A 15833-nucleotide genomic window follows, 5' to 3' on the forward strand; every position below is an offset into this window, starting at 1 on the left:
TCAAATTATGGTGTTCTTCGGGCACGATCCAATTCGAGCCCATTTTTAATATTCTGGTCCTTTATAGGTAAATTTTCTACCATCCACAGTGGAGCCGGAGCATTCTTTAGGTAATAATTAAAAAATTGATACATGCGTATGGTATAATCAACGGCATCACTTCCCGTAGGGCCATGACCAGCATTTGTATATTCTAAAAACCAAGTCTTTTTTCCAAGTAGTCGCATACTAGTAAAAAATTCAATGCCGTCTAGATATAATCTAGAGTCCTTGGTGCCGTATTGCATAAGAACTGGGGTTGTTATTTTATCAAGTTCAAATATTGGAGAGTTATTAATGTATTTCTCTTTATTTTCCCATAGTAATTGATTTGTGCCCGTTTGGCCATCAGCAAAATATCTCTGCATTGACGACCCAGAAAAGAGTCCGTCGAGTCTCCCACTAATGGCAACTAAATCAATATAACCAGCTGAAGTACAAGCCGCTGCAAAAGAACTTGAACGTGTAAGAATATTGTTAGTGTGTATGCCACCTTGACTATTGCCTTGTAGGCCAATCTTAGTTGAATCTACAAAGGACATTTTAGATAGGTAATTATAAGCTGATTGAATTGCTTGATAAGCATCTACACCAGAACCCTCCTTATCGTAAACAACATCAGCATAAAATACCAGATAACCATTGCTTACAAAATAAGCAATTGACAAATCACCCATTCCAGCATCTGGGGCTTGATAGCAATGAAGAGCATCTGAAACTTTTTCATAGAAATGTATGATAACAGGATATTTTTTTTTGAAATCAAAATTTTCAGGTTTATAAAGTATCCCTTGAAGATTTCTATTATCTAAAGATTTCCATGAATGCAATTCAGAGGTTAGCCAATTATATTGCCTCTCAGGATATATAAAAGATAACTGGTTAAAAGTCTTAAAATCTTTAGTAAAGAAGTAATTAGGAGACTCTTTTGCATTCATTTTTTTGACTAAAAAAGCATTTGAAAATTTAGCTTTTTTTGGCGTATAATCATATGAGTGAACAGTATGATTGTTTAGTTGATAGAGGGCATCATCCATTACAAGTTTTACAGGATTGTTGCTTCCATTTAATTTAGTTTGAAAAAAACCATTTTGCTTATTTTGGTTATCAAACGCAACAATAACTTGTTGTTCATTCATGTTATTTGGCACAACAACTTCAGAATTTATAAAATAAAAAGATAAGTTATTACGTACTCCATACCTTTTGGTTATGCAAATAGGTGACTCCTGACCATAAACATCAAATTTCCAGATATCATGATCATCCGATGCAAAAAATGTTTTTCCATCGGATGCCCATTTTCTGACAGGAAAACCACAAAAGTTATCTTGATCAACAAATCTAGTGCGACACTTGCAATCTTGTCCTTTCGATATATCTCGATAAGTATTTGTAGCTAACTCATAGCTAATAAGTTCGCCACTTAAATTATCAAATCCTATAACAAAGTCTCCTGTTGGTGAAAGGGCCTCATGAAAAAGTAGATTATCAAAAAACCGATTATCTAGCGGTTTCCTCAAGCCATTAGACATATCAAATACTACATAAGATCTTTTTGAATATCTGTACCAAGTTTTGGAAGTCTTTGAGCTATCAGCATTTGGTGCCTCAATAATGATAAACCTATTTGTCTTTGCTGCAATGTTTTCATAATCTTTTGTCACCTTAACAAGTTTCTTCGTGTTCAGATTCACAAAACCTATATACTTTCCGTTGATGGCTTCCAAATTTTGTTCAGATGGTAAAACAACATTATTATAACTCCAAATTTTAAGATTTCTAGCGGTGTCAATTGTATTTTGCGTAATTTCTTTTGCCTTCTTATATAAATGAACATATAGTTTTGTGCCGTCAACGCTAAATGACCATGGAGAGTCAAAGTTTACACGAATGTTTGAAGTGTCAGTTAATTGTGATTCATCCAAGGAATACGAAAAATGAGATTTACCTAAATGGTAATACCATAATCTTTTTTGAGGATAAGTTGGATTTGACATAGTAAAAAAAGCAAGATTTTCACCACTATCATCAATTGTCATATTTCCTACGAGACCCTCATCAAAAATAATCTCTGAGCTCATGTTGACTAAATCATAAAGTATTAATTTACTGTGTTTAGTTCTATTTAATTCTGATATCTGTAATAGTAATCGTTTGGAATCTTTAGAAAATAGATACTTGTCAACTGAGGCCAGAGATATTTTTTTGTCTAAGTTGAGATCAAACAATATCAATTTATTGAGATCTTTTTTTTCCCAATAACACAAAAGACTTTTATCGTTACCGCCACCTATCTGATAAGAATTCACATTTGGCATATATTTTATTTCGTTTGAACCAAGTCTGATTATTGATAAAGAATCAGACTTGGTTTTATAAATAAAGTATTTACTGTCATTTGTAAAATGCCCACCCCCGCTTATCTGTTGATTATCAATTTCTATTTTCCACTTTGTTTTAGTGCTTTGAACTATAATTGAACTATTTACACCATTATGTAATTTAAAGTGGATATTATTAATTTGATAGGTTACAAATTTACCATCATTACTAATTTCACTGATTCCTGTTACAGTTGGCCATCGTTCAAAGCACTCAGTGTCGACGGCAGGTTTACTAAGTACTGATTGTATTTTATTATTTTGTGCTGTAGAATATTTAATTGTCAATACGTTGACAATTAATAAGAAAAAGTATTTCATATATATAAATTGCTTTTGATAGCGAACTACTTCCAGATGAACAGTTTATTAATAGTTTGGATTTTGGTGCCCTTTTAAGCCAGGGTTTCGGTTAATTTCTGTCTGTGGAATAGGATATAACTTATCTGTTGATTGCCAATTGCCACCCTTAACAGGCTTTAGTATTTCATCAGCTCTATTGGTTCTTTTAATATCAAACCAACGATGCCCTTCAGAAAACAGTTCAAATATACGTTCATCCTCGACCGCCATTAAAGCAGCTTCCTTATTTAATGCTAAAGAAAGCTGTGGAAACCGATCCGAAACTGGTACATTTACATTAGTTGCACGTCTTCGTATTTCATTTAAGTCTGTTAGGCCATTAGCAATATCATTTAAATTTATTCTCGATTCTGCTCTAATCAAATATTGTTCTGCAAGCCGAAATTTTACAGAATATTCTAGTGTTGGCAAATTTTCTTGCCCTATCTTATACTTGGAAGGATATAAATATGAATTTCCATTTACAGTCTTTTCATTTATCCAATTAGACTGCCTTAAATCTCTAACATCAAACTTTTGAGAAAAACCAGGTTGTAAGTAAACAGGAAACCCTGGGCCTGGTCCACCATCGGGTAATACAAACACTCTTCCTTCAGGAGAATTTGATAAAACACCAGTTCCAACATTAGCTAATTGCCAAATAGCTTCTTTACTATCTTTTAAAAAAACATCATTTATTGGTTCAAGTTTATAGAGAGAACTTTGATCAATGATAGATGTGGCTTTAATCTCTGCATTTTTATAATCTTTTGTATATAGGTAAGTTCTTGCCAATAAAGCAGTAGCAGCATATTTGTTAGGCCTTATTCTTTCATTAGTTGAAGTCATAACATTTGCTGCAAGATAATTTTTTGGCAGTAAGCTTTCAGAATCTATCAAGTCAGTTATAATTTGTTGATAAACTACATCTCTTGTTGACCGACCAATTGTTGAATTAACTTTATAATCTGATGTTAACACTAATGGTACATCCCCGTACATGTTAACTAAGTTAAAATAACAATATGCCCGCATAAATTTGCACTCACCTAAAAGATGTTGTTTAACTATTGGATTCAATGATTGAGTTTGGTTTAATTCTTCAATTGCTACATTCACTCGATATACCAATGGATAAATGCTATTCCAAAAATGTCCTTCAACACTGGTTGGTAATAAGTTGTTTGTATAGAAAGAAAAATAGAAAGTGCCATTCTCACCAAATAATTTAAATTCATCTGCCGACAATCCAGTAAATAAACTTATTGAGTTAATATGTGTAGAATTAAATGGTAGTTTAGCAACATCTGCATATATTCCTGTCAACACAGCAGCAGCAGTTGTATTATCTTTAAAAATTATTTCAGCGTTTGTACTAGTGATAGGAGCTTCTACTTCAACGAGTTTTCTACATGCACAAAAAGGCATGACTACCAAGCTACAAAATGCTGCTACTATATTGATTTTTGAGTATATTGGTTTCATATATAATTATAATTTACAATCCAACTTGAATTCCAAAGGTTAACATCTTTAGCGGAGGTAATAAGCGATAAGATTTATTTTCAGGATCCAATCCGGTGTAATCCGTAAATGTTAACAGATTTTGTCCTTGCATAGAAAATCGAACATCTCTGGCATTAAACTTTTGTTTCAGGAAATCCGGTAAGCTCCAACTTATGGATAAATTTTTCAATCTAATATAAGACGCATCGGAAAAACCCCTATCACTACTTCCCATGTTAAATGCTGCGATTACTGCATTAAAATCATTTCCTACAGTTAACTTCTGAATATTTTTAACATCTCCATCTTCCTGCCATCTATCAAAGAAATAGTTTGGTGAATTTAATATTTGCCCTGGCAAAGGATTAATATTGCCATAAAAGTTCGAAGCTATTTGTTTTACAAACTGTAGTAAAAAATCAAGTTGAAATCCTTTATAGGAGATATTACTTTGAATTGCTCCGTAAAACTTAGGATCTGGATTTATAAGAACAAATCGATTAAGAATGTTGTTACCGGGATCTGGAGTGGTATTACCTAAAAAATCCTGAAATTCATAAATGCCAGATATTGTATTTACTCCTAAATATTTAAAATATTTTCGGCTATTTATAGATTCTCCAATAGTTAAATCGTTGGCGTAAGAAGATTCAGAAAGGTTCGGAAATTTTGAAAGCGTATTTTTCGGTATAGTCAAGTTGGAATTTATTGTCCATTTGAAAAAATTATGTTGAATTATATCAGCAGCTATTCCAAATTCCCATCCTATATTTCTAATAGTTGCAGGAAAATTAGCCAGAACACTTTCAAAGCCTGTCGTAAAGGGGAGATTATATGGGCCTAATTGATTGGATGATCTGTTGTAGTTGTAATTTACGTTGAGCAAAACTCTATCTTTCAAAAAGCCTAAGTCAATCCCAAATTGCAACTTTTTGGTTAATTCCCATTGAAGATATGGGTTAGCAAGCCCAGCTACACTATTGCTACTGGCTCCTTGATAGGGGGTAGAAATACCAACAGTTGGATTATATAAATTTAAAAACTGGTAGTCGCCAATCTGGTCATTACCTGTTGTTCCATAACTTGCTCTAAATTTACCGAAACTTAGCATGGATAATTGTTTGGCGAGGCTTTCCTCACTAAATATCCAAGCTCCAGCAACTGACCCAAAATTATGGGAGCGATTCTCTTGTCCAAACCTGCTACTTACATCTCGTCTGGAAGTAAGATTAACAATATATTTATTCTCAAGGGAATATGATAAGCGACTAAAAATAGCTGCATATTTGTATTGCGAAATTGTCGATCCATTTCTTGTTAAAGTTGTAGCTGAATTTATATCTTCTAGAACAAGATCACTATTGAACCCAGATGCATTTACAGCTTGCCCTTGATTATTAGTCTGCTGAAGTGTGGATCCTAATAATAAATGAAAATTACCAAAAGGTGTTCCCTTATTATAGTTAATTTGTGGCTCTACTATCCAAGAATTTACAGTACTGCTTCCAAATTGGGAACCTCTTTCTGCAAATTGAAGTTCTTCTGGTAAAACGGCTGATAGTGGCCCTGATACAAATTCATTTACCTTTAAATCAGTAAAGCCAAAAGAACTACTTACAGATAGTCCATTAATTATCTCATAATTAAATGACATATTGGTGATAAGATTTTTAGTCGTAGTATTATAATCATTATTTAAAAATCTTAAAGGATTATCAAAACTAGAATTACCGCTAGATAAGGGAGAAAAATTTAAACTTCCGTCACTATTGTATAATGATGGTGCATTAGGGACCAATGTCAATGCTCTTTCCGTAAAATCGATATTGTTTAATCTGTTTAAGTCATACAAATAACTACCAGTTAAATTATATGTGAATTTCTGGTTATTGGAAGTGTTCTTTATACTAAAATGTAACGAACCTTTTTGATTTCCCTTGTTGCCGGGAAAAACTGTCGACTCACTTTTATAACCTAAAGAAGTTAAGAATTGGGTATTTTGATTACCTCCAGAAATAGAGGTTTGAGCATCAGTAAAATGTGCTGTTCCACCCAACAATTTTTCTTGCCAATCGGTAAATTGGTTCTGATCCCATATCGTAAGATCTGGAGCAAAGGCTAATCCATCATTTAAATCATTGCTTGGTGTCAATCCATCATTTTTAAAAGCCTCTCTTCTAATTTCTAGATATTGTTGTGTATTCATCAGCTTTGCTTTCCTTGATATTTCGCCGATTCCTGAACGGATGTTTACATCAAATTTAGTTTGTCCACTTTTACCCTTTTTAGTAGTAATAAGTATAGCTCCATTTGCTGCTCGCGAACCATAGATAGACGTTGCATCTGCATCTTTTAATACATCAATACTTTCTATGTCATTAGGATTAATAAAATTTAATGGATTACCACTACCGGCAGGAGTTGGTGATGTATTACCAGACTCGCCTAGTATATTTGATAATGTTGGGAGCAGCTGAGAAATATAAGGTACACCGTCAACAACATAAAGAGGATCATTGCCTTTGGCCAAACTATTCTGCCCTTGAATCCTAACCTTTACACCACCACCAGGCAGGCCTGAATTTTGCTCTATAAAAATTCCTGGCAACCTGCCTTGCAAGGCAAGTAAGGGATTTTGAACAGGCGACTTCGCAATATCTTCGGCCTTAATACTGCTCACATTCCCAGTACTTAACCGCCTGCTAGTGGTTCCATAAGCTATAACCTGCACTTCATCCAATTTCGAATTAGCCGCTTTAAGAACTAAATATGATAGATCAGCATTCGCATATACCTCTTTGGACAAATAGCCTATAAAAGAAACCACTAGGGTCGCATCTTCTTTAATATTATGTAAAGTGAATTTTCCATCGATAGCACTAGTAACAACTCCTTTGCCATTCTTCACTTTAATTGACGCCCCGGACAATGGTATACCGTTTTCGTCTACTACCTGTCCTCGAACATCGATATTTTGAAGCCAGTCCGTGCCGTCACTGCCACTTAAATTATCCAATAACTTTTTCCCCTCTTCTTTAACCGTTATTATTTTACCTGAAATCTCAAAAGTTATTGGTAAGCTTTTAAATATTGTTTTCAATGCCTCATTCAATTCAGCATTCTGAACATTCACAGTTATCTTTTGATTTACAGGAATGGTTTGGTCGTAATAGAAAATGTCGTATCCGCTTTGCTTTCTAATTTCTTTTAAAACAGACTCTAAGGGTACGTTTTTCTTATTTAAAGTGATGCGCTGTCCAAATGTGGTGGCACTTACTTGTAATAATGATGCTAATAAAATGACGGTGGTTAAGCGCATAATAAGCAGTAGTTTATGGTATAGCCGCTGGGGCATACCAGTTTCTTTGGTATAAATTTTATACATTGGTATTAGTTTGGTTCTTGCAGATGCCTCAGGCCTCAGAAACTAGTGGCATCCTGCAGTTAAAATTGATTTAGTTGATTTCCAAACACAAGCATTCCCGGCCTCGTCGGGATTGTTTGTTTATTGCTTAAGCTATCCTATCGTTGTTTTCATCTCTTCTGATGTTTAAGTAAAATCGTCTGTTAATTGATATCATAGGGAGATTTATATATTATTTAATGACGTAAAGTTTTCTACCCTCCAGCCTGAATTTAATAGAGCCTGCGGATTCCATTGCTTTAAGCACTGCAGATAGTTTTCGGCTTCTGGATATCCAGCCTCCGGCTTTTACATTATCTGGTACTGGCATTTCATATATCACTTCAACATCATACCAACGGGCAATTTTTCGCATGGCTGTCTTGAACTCAACGCGGTTCAAATCGAAATCTCCTTCTTTCCAGGCAATAATACTTTCAGTATCTACTTTCTCGACCTTTATGTCTTTGCCATTATTTATGACTTGTTCTCCTGGCTTAATAATCTGAGAAAAGTTGCCTGCAGTAACTTTAACCGAACCTTCTAACAACGTAGTTGCAATCGACGGTTCATCAACATAACTATTAATATTGAAGTGTGTGCCTAATACTTCCACTTCTTGACTAGAGGTTTTCACAATAAATGGATGTGCTTTGTCTTTAGCCACCTGGAAGTATCCTTCACCGGTCAGCTTTACCCTGCGTTCTTTCAGTGCAGAGAAATTGGCAGGGTAAGATAAGCTAGACGCGGCATTTAAACTAACCAAGGTCCCATCCGGTAAAGTCAGGTCGTATGTTTCTCCATTGGCAGTAGATAGGGTGTTGTATTGAGATTGCTTCGTGCCTCGCAATGACAAACTGTCGATGTCATAGATCAGTTTTCCTTCCGCAGTTTTGGTAATGGTTACACCTGATTGTTCTGCTAGCTTCCCGTTAGCTGCATCGGTTAACTTGATAGTTTTACCGTTTGCCAATGTTAGGGTTGCACCCTGCTTGCCCGGCGCGATGTCATTACTATATTGAGGTCCTGAAACAAGTTCAGGAACACGTGTAGGTTTAAAAAAGTAAATGCAAATTGCAATGGCGGTAACCGCAGCAGCAATGGTGGCTACGCGTGGCCACATGCTGATTGCTTTTGATTTCCCCGGTAGGGTCTTCGATTCAACTATCTCCCAATTTTTGTATTTCGATTCAAGAATTTGCTTGTTGGATGGCGCTTCCGCCTCATATGGAATCGACAAATACCATTCTTCAACAATGGCCTTCTCCTTTTCGGTTGCTGTACCCTTGTTATACCTGTCTAGTAAGCTTGTTATTTCGCTGTTCTCCATTTATTAAACTTCGCTTAACATTGTCTTTACCTATAAGACGGCTTAGAAACGGACGGGGGGCAAAAATTTTAAAATAATTTCAACAGCATCAGCAAATATGCCCAGAGGCCTAGCCTGCCGCGCAAAACTTTAAGTGTACGTTTCATTTTGGATTTTACTGCCTCTTCCGTCATGTCCAGTTTTTCGGCAATCTCCCGGTAACTCATATCCTCCATCCGGCTCATGGTAAAGATCTGCCGCTCTGCCTCCGGCAAAGCTGCAATCTCTTTTTCTATCAGTGTCCGCAGCTGACTCTCCCGAACTTTAAAATCGGCCTCGTATTTATCTTGTTCAAAATAGGCACCTAACGAAGACAAGTATTTTTCGGAAACTTTGCTATGGCTAAACAGATCAATAATTCTATTGCGCACCACTGCATAGAGATAAGAAGAAAGACTACCCTTCAATACCAACTGATCTCGCCTCTCCCACAACCCCACAAAAACATCTTGCATCAGGTCATTCGCAGCATCTTCATCGTTCAGCCTCCTATAGGCATGAACATACAGCAATGAATAAAAACGATTATAAATCTCCGCAAATGCAGAATGCTGCCCCTCCCTCAAAAGGGCCAACAGTTCCTGGTCACTATGATTTTTATAATCTGACATATTTATCCCTTGATATCGTCTAAGCTTTAACCTCTCGGTTGAATTGCTTAACAAATATGAACTACTTATTTCTAAAAGACCAAGTCTTAGAAAAATAAATTTTAAGGGATTTAGGGTTTTTCAAGAAATGATGTAGTTAATACTTATCATTTATGAATACTTTTCTATGAACAATCTTTGCATACACCAACAAGTATACAGTTCATTTGTTGAACACTATACTTTTCTGGAACTGAAAATTCTACAAGTGTTGGAAGACATTCAATAGTTTCACATTTTGTACAGCGAAAATGAAAATGATTTGCAGGAACAGGTATTTTATCACATTTAACGCAGACCGCAAAATATTGTTTCCCATCATCAGCAACTACTTTATGTACGATCTCATCTTCACAAAATCGGTTCAATATCCTATAAATAGTGGCTCTGTCAACACCAATATCCATCTGATTTACAACAGCCTCATGGCTCATCGCCCTTCTTTTACTTGTCAATACAGACAAAACAGCCTCTTGTGTTGCAGTGTTTCTACGTTTCATTTAGCGCAAATTTAGTAAATAAACATTATCGCGACAAGCTTGCAATAATATAATGCGACAATGTCGCATTAGTGAAATATAAATCCTATCTTTGTCAAAAGTTGTTAAAACGATAGGGAGAGAAATCTTAAACGAACGCGGACTTGCTTCAACAGCATTTAGTAATAAAATCATATGGCAAACATTAAAGATTATGAAGTTATCATCATAGGTGGCAGTTACTCAGGGCTTTCTTGTGCAATGGCATTAGGACGTTCCTTGCGTAAAGTTTTAATTATTGACAGTGAAAAACCCTGCAATATTCAAACACCACATTCGCATAATTTCTTAACACAAGATGGAAAAACCCCTAAGGAAATTTCAACAATTGCCAGGCACCAAGTTGAAAAATACGAAACAGTAAAATTCTATAATGGGCTTGCCACTAATGGGACAAAAACAATACAGGGTTTTGAAATAACAACGAATACAAACGACAAGTTCACAGCGAATAAATTGATTTTTGCGACAGGCATAAAAGACGTGATGCCAGACATTAAAGGTTTTGAAGAGTGTTGGGGTATCTCTGTAATTCATTGCCCTTACTGTCATGGTTTTGAATTCCGTAAAAAAGCGACAGGCATATTGGCTGATGGTATAAGGGGATTTCATTTGGCATCTTTGGTCAACAATCTTACGGAAAATGTAACGATACTAACCAATGGTAAGGCTGATTTTAATGAAGAACAAATGGCTAAAATCAAAAACCACAACATAGAAATTATTGAAACAAACGTCATAGAAATTGAACACAAAAATGGAAAAATCAAACAAGTGGTGTTCTCTGATGGCTCTAGAAAAAGTTTCGACACACTTTATGCTGCTTTACCATTTACACAACATTCAGAAATACTTAGCTCATTGGGTTGCGAACAGACAGAACAAGGCTACATCAAAGTAAGTCCGTTTCAGGAAACCAGCGTCAGTGGCGTATTTGCCTGTGGCGACAATAGTCATATGATGCGTTCTATTGCCAATGCGGTATATACTGGCAACCTAACGGGAGCGATAGTAAATGGTAAACTAATAGAAGAAAATTTCTAAATAACAAAAAAGCCCAAACTTATGAAACCGGAACTTACATCAGCAAAGACAGGTTTGAAATGTTTGGTGGTGTAAAAATATTCTTTTACGACAGAAAAACGATAGAAGAAGAGTTTGGTAAATCAGGACTTTTTGAAATTACAGAAGTAACAGAGAACTATCCTTTTTACTTAATAAATGCAAAAAGACCAGAACAGAAAATGCTGTTCAGTATTAAAAAGTACAAAACTGTTGTTTTCATAGCGGTAATTGCTCTGCCATTTCTTTAACTTTCAACAGTGCCTTAGGCCATACCTCATTGAAGTGCTCCTCCCATTCGGGATTGACATCAATTTCAATTAACCATTCAGTTTTTCCTTCTATAGTATTAAGCGTGTAGTTTTCATGTGCTCCCGCCCATGATTTTACTTTTTCGCTTTCCGTATCTTCAACTCCGTCTTTCAATTCTCCAATATGCCTGATCGAAAGAAACTTATTTGGGATATTTGCATCAATAATCGATACCATTCCCGAACCTTTACCATCTCCAAAGATTGCTTTGCTCCCTACCTGCCAATCAGTTTCTACTTGAGAACCCTCTGCAAATACCGAGGTCCACATCGGATAAGTCTCTTCTCCGATTAAAATATTCCAAACTTTTTCCGGGGTAGCATCAATGGTGACCCTGTATTCTTGCTTTCTCATAATTTCAATATTAAGCTTGATTCATTAAAGATACCCATCTACCCGAAACTTAACAATGGGTTGCTGCGACAATTAAACAGGTCAAATACGACACTATAACGGCGCGAATTTTCAAATTGCTGTATATAATCTAGATGAGTAAATTGGAAGATAATTGGCTATAACAAAATCTTATTTTTTAATACTATTCCATAATGTCTGATTTTTTGAGCTTGATAAGCGATCTTCGATAAATGACTTGGCTACAGCGATCAATATGATGAAATTACAATTACATCTATGCAATAAACAGCCTTTCGGTCCCACTTAATTTTCAAGCGCGAAATTATTTTTAGATTTTATTTTATTATTGCACTAGATTAGCTACGTGGTAGCTTAACCTCAATATTGGTAAATATCTTGCAAAACATATAAATTGAGGTTAATCAAACAGCAGATGGTTATTAATCAACATAAAAAATTTTGTTATCGCATCATCCACAGGGACAACTTGATCCATTTGCTAAAACACGGATTGGTCAGTAAACACCATAAAAACGCAGACCCAGATTTTACTGCCATAGGCAATCTGGAAATTATTGATGTGCGGAGTGCAACGCCAGTGCGAATCGCAGGCTATGGCAATATTGGTGATTACGTACCGTTTTATTATACAACAAGGTCTATGATGCTCTATAATATAGTCACCGGTTATTATGCACCTAAGGTGCCAAAGCGGGCAAAGAGCGAAATTATAGCAGTACGCTGTTTAATTAAAAACTTAGCCGAACTACCCAAATGGTTTTTCACAGACGGGCAGGCCAATGATGACAATAGCGAACATTATCGAGACCTAAACTTAATGAAACAAATAGACTGGGCTTGTATCCATGGAGAAGATTTTACTAAATCCGCAGCGGATTACGATAAACAGCGACGTTATCAGGCGGAATTTTTAGTTCATCATGAGGTACCTCTTGATCACATAGAGGCAATTTGCGTTTATGACCAGACTACGGATAAATGGGTCAAAGAGGAAATTAATAAAGCAGGATTGAAAATTCCTGTGTATATTCACAAACATTACTTTTTCGATTAATGATCAAATTTTTGACAGGAGACCTACTCAAAGCCGATGCCCAAGCATTGGTAAATACCGTAAACACCGTCGGGGTAATGGGAAAAGGCATCGCGCTGCAATTTAAAGAAGCATTTCCCTACAACAATAAAGTTTACGTTCAGTATTGCAAAGAAAAGTCTTTAGCGCCGGGCAAAATGTTGGCTGTATGGGACTCTAACTTAATATACGGCAAGAAACTTGTCATCAACTTTCCAACCAAGACTCACTGGCGTCAGCCGTCTAAATATGAATATATAGAAAAAGGTCTTGCGGCCTTAAAAGAACTAATCAAAAAAGAAAATATCAGTAGTATTGCCATACCACCATTAGGTGCGGGAAATGGCGGGTTAGATTGGAACATAGTTAAGTCGATGATTGCTACTTCACTAAGTGACCTCGATATCAGTATACAGATATACGAACCCAACGTAGCTATCAAAGAGATTTTACAAAAACAAGAGGCGCCAAAAGAAGTCAAACTTACTACAGCTAGGGCATGCCTGCTGTACAGTTTGTTTGCATTTGAAAGTTTTGGTGAGTACAGTAGTCTTTTTGCCGCCAATAAACTCGCTTACTTTCTTCAGAGGATGGGTCAGGATCTAAAATTAGACTTCAAACCGCATCACTACGGCCCGTATGCACTTGGCGTTGAAAAGGTGCTCTACTATTTAAACGGCTCGTTTATTTTTGGATTGGAACAGGGAGAAGCCAAGCCATTTGAACCGCTCAAACTTAACTATGAAAAGTGGAATATGGTAAGCGAATACGTTAAAAACATGAAGACCGAAGAGCGTTTAAGACTTGAAAAAATGTTACATTTTCTTCAAAACTTTACTTCGGAACTGTCTCTGGAAATCCTTTCTACTGTTGACCTGATTTTAGTAAAAAATCCGAACTACACTGTTGAAGAGGTTCAAGATGCTATTTGGACAGACAGGAAGAAAAAACTTTTCAAAAAGGACAACATTGAGCGTGCTTATTACCATTTACAGAAAAACAGAACGCAACTGAGCATGTCTTACTAGGGCTACAAATAGGTGGCACCTTTCTTATCATCGTAGGCTGTCCGAATTGTGTTATCTAAAGAACCACACTCATCCGGAAACTGCCTGCCGGCGTACCGTCATTCTGCCGGGTATTTACCGGTTTCAACAACCAGCTAATCATGGAGTACAGAAACTTGTTAAACCACTTTATTGTCTCCATGTTCTTTTCATGGAAATCAGCTTCCAGGTATTGTCCTCGAATTTCAAAATCGCTTCACCACCTTCGTATATAATACCATAAAATACCTTGGCATACTTCATGTCTTTATCGAAAACGAGTGCACCTATTACCGGCCCTGAATAGTATTCCCATCCGCTGCCCCAGTGCCCATGATAGATCTTGATGTAATTCAGCAGGAACTTTTGCCGCGCTGCGCTTTCTCCTTTCGCCTGTGCAGTATTCATGATACCTCCTTCGGTAAATGCGCTAAGCTCGTTACCAAGGAAATCACTCAATAGTTTATTGTATTTTTCGGTAAGATATAGCGGGGTGGCTTTGGTCAGGGTAATCTGTGGTCGGAAATTCCGTACAGAGTCTATCAGTAATTTCGTACTGTCTTCCCAAACGTTTTTGTTTGGACCGTAAGAGTTTAGAATCAATCTATCCCCAGCTTTTGCCCAATTAATAAATCTTTCATGGTATTGTTTGTCTACTTTCTGCTTGATATATTCAATGGCGTAAGCTTTTTCCTCTTCTTCGGTATAGTACACTTTTTCCCGCTGGAAGATCTTAAAGTTAGTTCCAGTAATCAGATATTTATAGCCTTTGTAAAGGGTATCTCCCCATTGGGTGCCACCGTGATTGGCAAGATCATGAGGATTATAAAAGGCTTCGAAGATGGCGTAGGCTTGCTGAACGACCTTTCTCATATTCTTGCGCTCGGCTGGGCTTGCTGGAGGCAATTCCTTTGACCAGTCATCAAAAAATGCTTTCAATTTTATTGTTGATTGTTCCTGATAAGCCTGCTCTAACTGTTCTGCAGTCTGTCCTTTGGCTTGCGATAAAATTAGGGTAATTGACAAACTGATCAGTAGGATCGCATTTCTCATCAGAAGTAGGATTTGGTTTACCTCAAAATACAAAATTTAATTTAGATTTTTTCAGTGCTTTTTTGCTCAGAATATCACATTGATTAATTTATTCAGTAAGTAAATAAGTGCAAAAAGGATCACGAGCAAGATCATCAGCGTCAACACAATGATATTTCGTCCGCTACCCTGGTGTTTGTGCTCCAGGTAATGTTCTTTGATAAGTTTGAGGTTTCTTTCGTTGGACTTAAAGAAAAAATCGAAAATCTGCCCGATAACCGGAATGGCACCGACTACCGTGTCGAGGAGAATATTCAGGCTCATTAGCACAACCAGCTTATGACTTGCCCCCTTTTTCGCCATTGCCAACAACAGCCCGCTTGAGATTAAAAACCCGGCTATGTCACCTGCAAAGGGAACCAGGTTGAGCAGCGGATCTAGGCCAAACTTGAATTTAGTTCCCGGAAAACGGAACTGGCTGTCCATCAGTGTGGAGACCTTGTAGATCCATTCCAGCCCTGAAGGTGCTGTTTGGCGTTCGTTATTGGCTTTCATACTGAATTAACTGGATTGGAGAAGTTTTGTTTTAAACCTTTCTTAGCAGCCATCCTGGAATTTCGGATCCGCCCATGGCTTGGATGACCTAGTTAAAGTCGGCAAAGAGATCGACTCATCAACTCAGCACCTCATTGGGTCACC

Annotated in this window: 14 protein-coding genes; 4 read left to right on the forward strand and 10 right to left on the reverse strand. The window is 36.6% G+C overall.

Features of this window, described 5'->3' with window-relative positions:
- Positions 1-5: 5 nt before the first annotated feature.
- The 6 genes from ACXZ1K_RS01030 to ACXZ1K_RS01055 form a co-directional block, all read right to left on the reverse strand.
- Positions 6-2744 (reverse strand): alpha/beta hydrolase family protein, encoded by a 2739-nt coding sequence (locus ACXZ1K_RS01030; protein ID WP_458971522.1) that lies wholly within the window; start codon positions 2742-2744, stop codon positions 6-8.
- A gap of 48 nt (positions 2745-2792) precedes the next feature.
- Positions 2793-4250 (reverse strand): RagB/SusD family nutrient uptake outer membrane protein, encoded by a 1458-nt coding sequence (locus tag ACXZ1K_RS01035; RefSeq protein WP_458971523.1) that lies wholly within the window; start codon positions 4248-4250, stop codon positions 2793-2795.
- A gap of 13 nt (positions 4251-4263) precedes the next feature.
- Entirely contained in the window at positions 4264-7656 is a 3393-nt protein-coding gene (locus tag ACXZ1K_RS01040) for a SusC/RagA family TonB-linked outer membrane protein (protein ID WP_458971524.1), read from the reverse strand.
- 211 nt (positions 7657-7867) lie between these two features.
- The gene (locus ACXZ1K_RS01045; RefSeq protein WP_458971525.1) at positions 7868-9004 is read right to left on the reverse strand and encodes a FecR family protein; all 1137 of its coding nucleotides are present in this window, start codon (positions 9002-9004) and stop codon (positions 7868-7870) included.
- Between the two features lie 68 nt (positions 9005-9072).
- Positions 9073-9654 carry an RNA polymerase sigma factor gene (locus tag ACXZ1K_RS01050; RefSeq protein ID WP_458971526.1) on the reverse strand — a complete coding sequence of 194 codons (582 nt, stop codon included), beginning with the start codon at positions 9652-9654 and terminating at the stop codon, positions 9073-9075.
- A 164-nt stretch (positions 9655-9818) separates the two neighbouring features.
- Positions 9819-10193, reverse strand: coding sequence for a Fur family transcriptional regulator (locus ACXZ1K_RS01055; RefSeq protein WP_458971527.1), 375 nt, complete (start codon positions 10191-10193; stop codon positions 9819-9821).
- A 174-nt stretch (positions 10194-10367) separates the two neighbouring features.
- On the opposite strand from ACXZ1K_RS01055, the gene ACXZ1K_RS01060 reads away from it, so the two are divergent.
- Together ACXZ1K_RS01060 and ACXZ1K_RS01065 are read left to right on the forward strand one after the other, a co-directional pair.
- The gene (locus ACXZ1K_RS01060; RefSeq protein WP_458971528.1) at positions 10368-11276 is read left to right on the forward strand and encodes an NAD(P)/FAD-dependent oxidoreductase; all 909 of its coding nucleotides are present in this window, start codon (positions 10368-10370) and stop codon (positions 11274-11276) included.
- Positions 11277-11335: 59 nt separating this feature from the next.
- The gene (locus ACXZ1K_RS01065; RefSeq protein ID WP_458971529.1) at positions 11336-11545 is read left to right on the forward strand and encodes a hypothetical protein; all 210 of its coding nucleotides are present in this window, start codon (positions 11336-11338) and stop codon (positions 11543-11545) included.
- Here the strand turns inward: ACXZ1K_RS01065 and ACXZ1K_RS01070 are convergent.
- Complete coding sequence (locus ACXZ1K_RS01070) at positions 11514-11960, reverse strand: SRPBCC domain-containing protein (RefSeq protein ID WP_458971530.1); 447 nt, start codon at positions 11958-11960, stop codon at positions 11514-11516. The two genes, ACXZ1K_RS01065 and ACXZ1K_RS01070, sit on opposite strands and share 32 nt — an antisense overlap.
- 436 nt (positions 11961-12396) lie before the next feature.
- Here ACXZ1K_RS01070 and darT point away from each other — a divergent pair, with 436 nt between their 5' ends.
- Both darT and darG read left to right on the forward strand, forming a co-directional pair.
- A complete protein-coding gene (gene darT, locus ACXZ1K_RS01075; protein ID WP_458971531.1) occupies positions 12397-13038 on the forward strand; it encodes a type II toxin-antitoxin system toxin DNA ADP-ribosyl transferase DarT in 642 nt (213 codons plus the stop codon).
- Positions 13038-14084: a type II toxin-antitoxin system antitoxin DNA ADP-ribosyl glycohydrolase DarG gene (gene darG / locus ACXZ1K_RS01080; RefSeq protein ID WP_458971532.1), complete on the forward strand. Its 1047-nt coding sequence runs from the start codon at positions 13038-13040 to the stop codon at positions 14082-14084. The genes darT and darG overlap by 1 nt, the downstream gene beginning before the upstream one ends.
- Positions 14085-14139: 55 nt before the next feature.
- Here darG and ACXZ1K_RS01085 read toward each other — a convergent pair whose 3' ends face one another.
- From ACXZ1K_RS01085 to ACXZ1K_RS01095, 3 genes are all read right to left on the reverse strand, one after another.
- Complete coding sequence (locus tag ACXZ1K_RS01085) at positions 14140-14265, reverse strand: hypothetical protein (protein ID WP_458971533.1); 126 nt, start codon at positions 14263-14265, stop codon at positions 14140-14142.
- Entirely contained in the window at positions 14253-15155 is a 903-nt protein-coding gene (locus ACXZ1K_RS01090; RefSeq protein WP_458971534.1) for a hypothetical protein, read from the reverse strand. Before ACXZ1K_RS01090 ends, ACXZ1K_RS01085 begins: the two co-directional genes overlap by 13 nt.
- Before the next feature lie 66 nt (positions 15156-15221).
- Positions 15222-15689, reverse strand: coding sequence for a DUF4112 domain-containing protein (locus ACXZ1K_RS01095; protein ID WP_458971535.1), 468 nt, complete (start codon positions 15687-15689; stop codon positions 15222-15224).
- Between the last annotated feature and the right edge of the window lie 144 nt (positions 15690-15833).

Source organism: Pedobacter jaeyakensis, assembly GCF_054461315.1.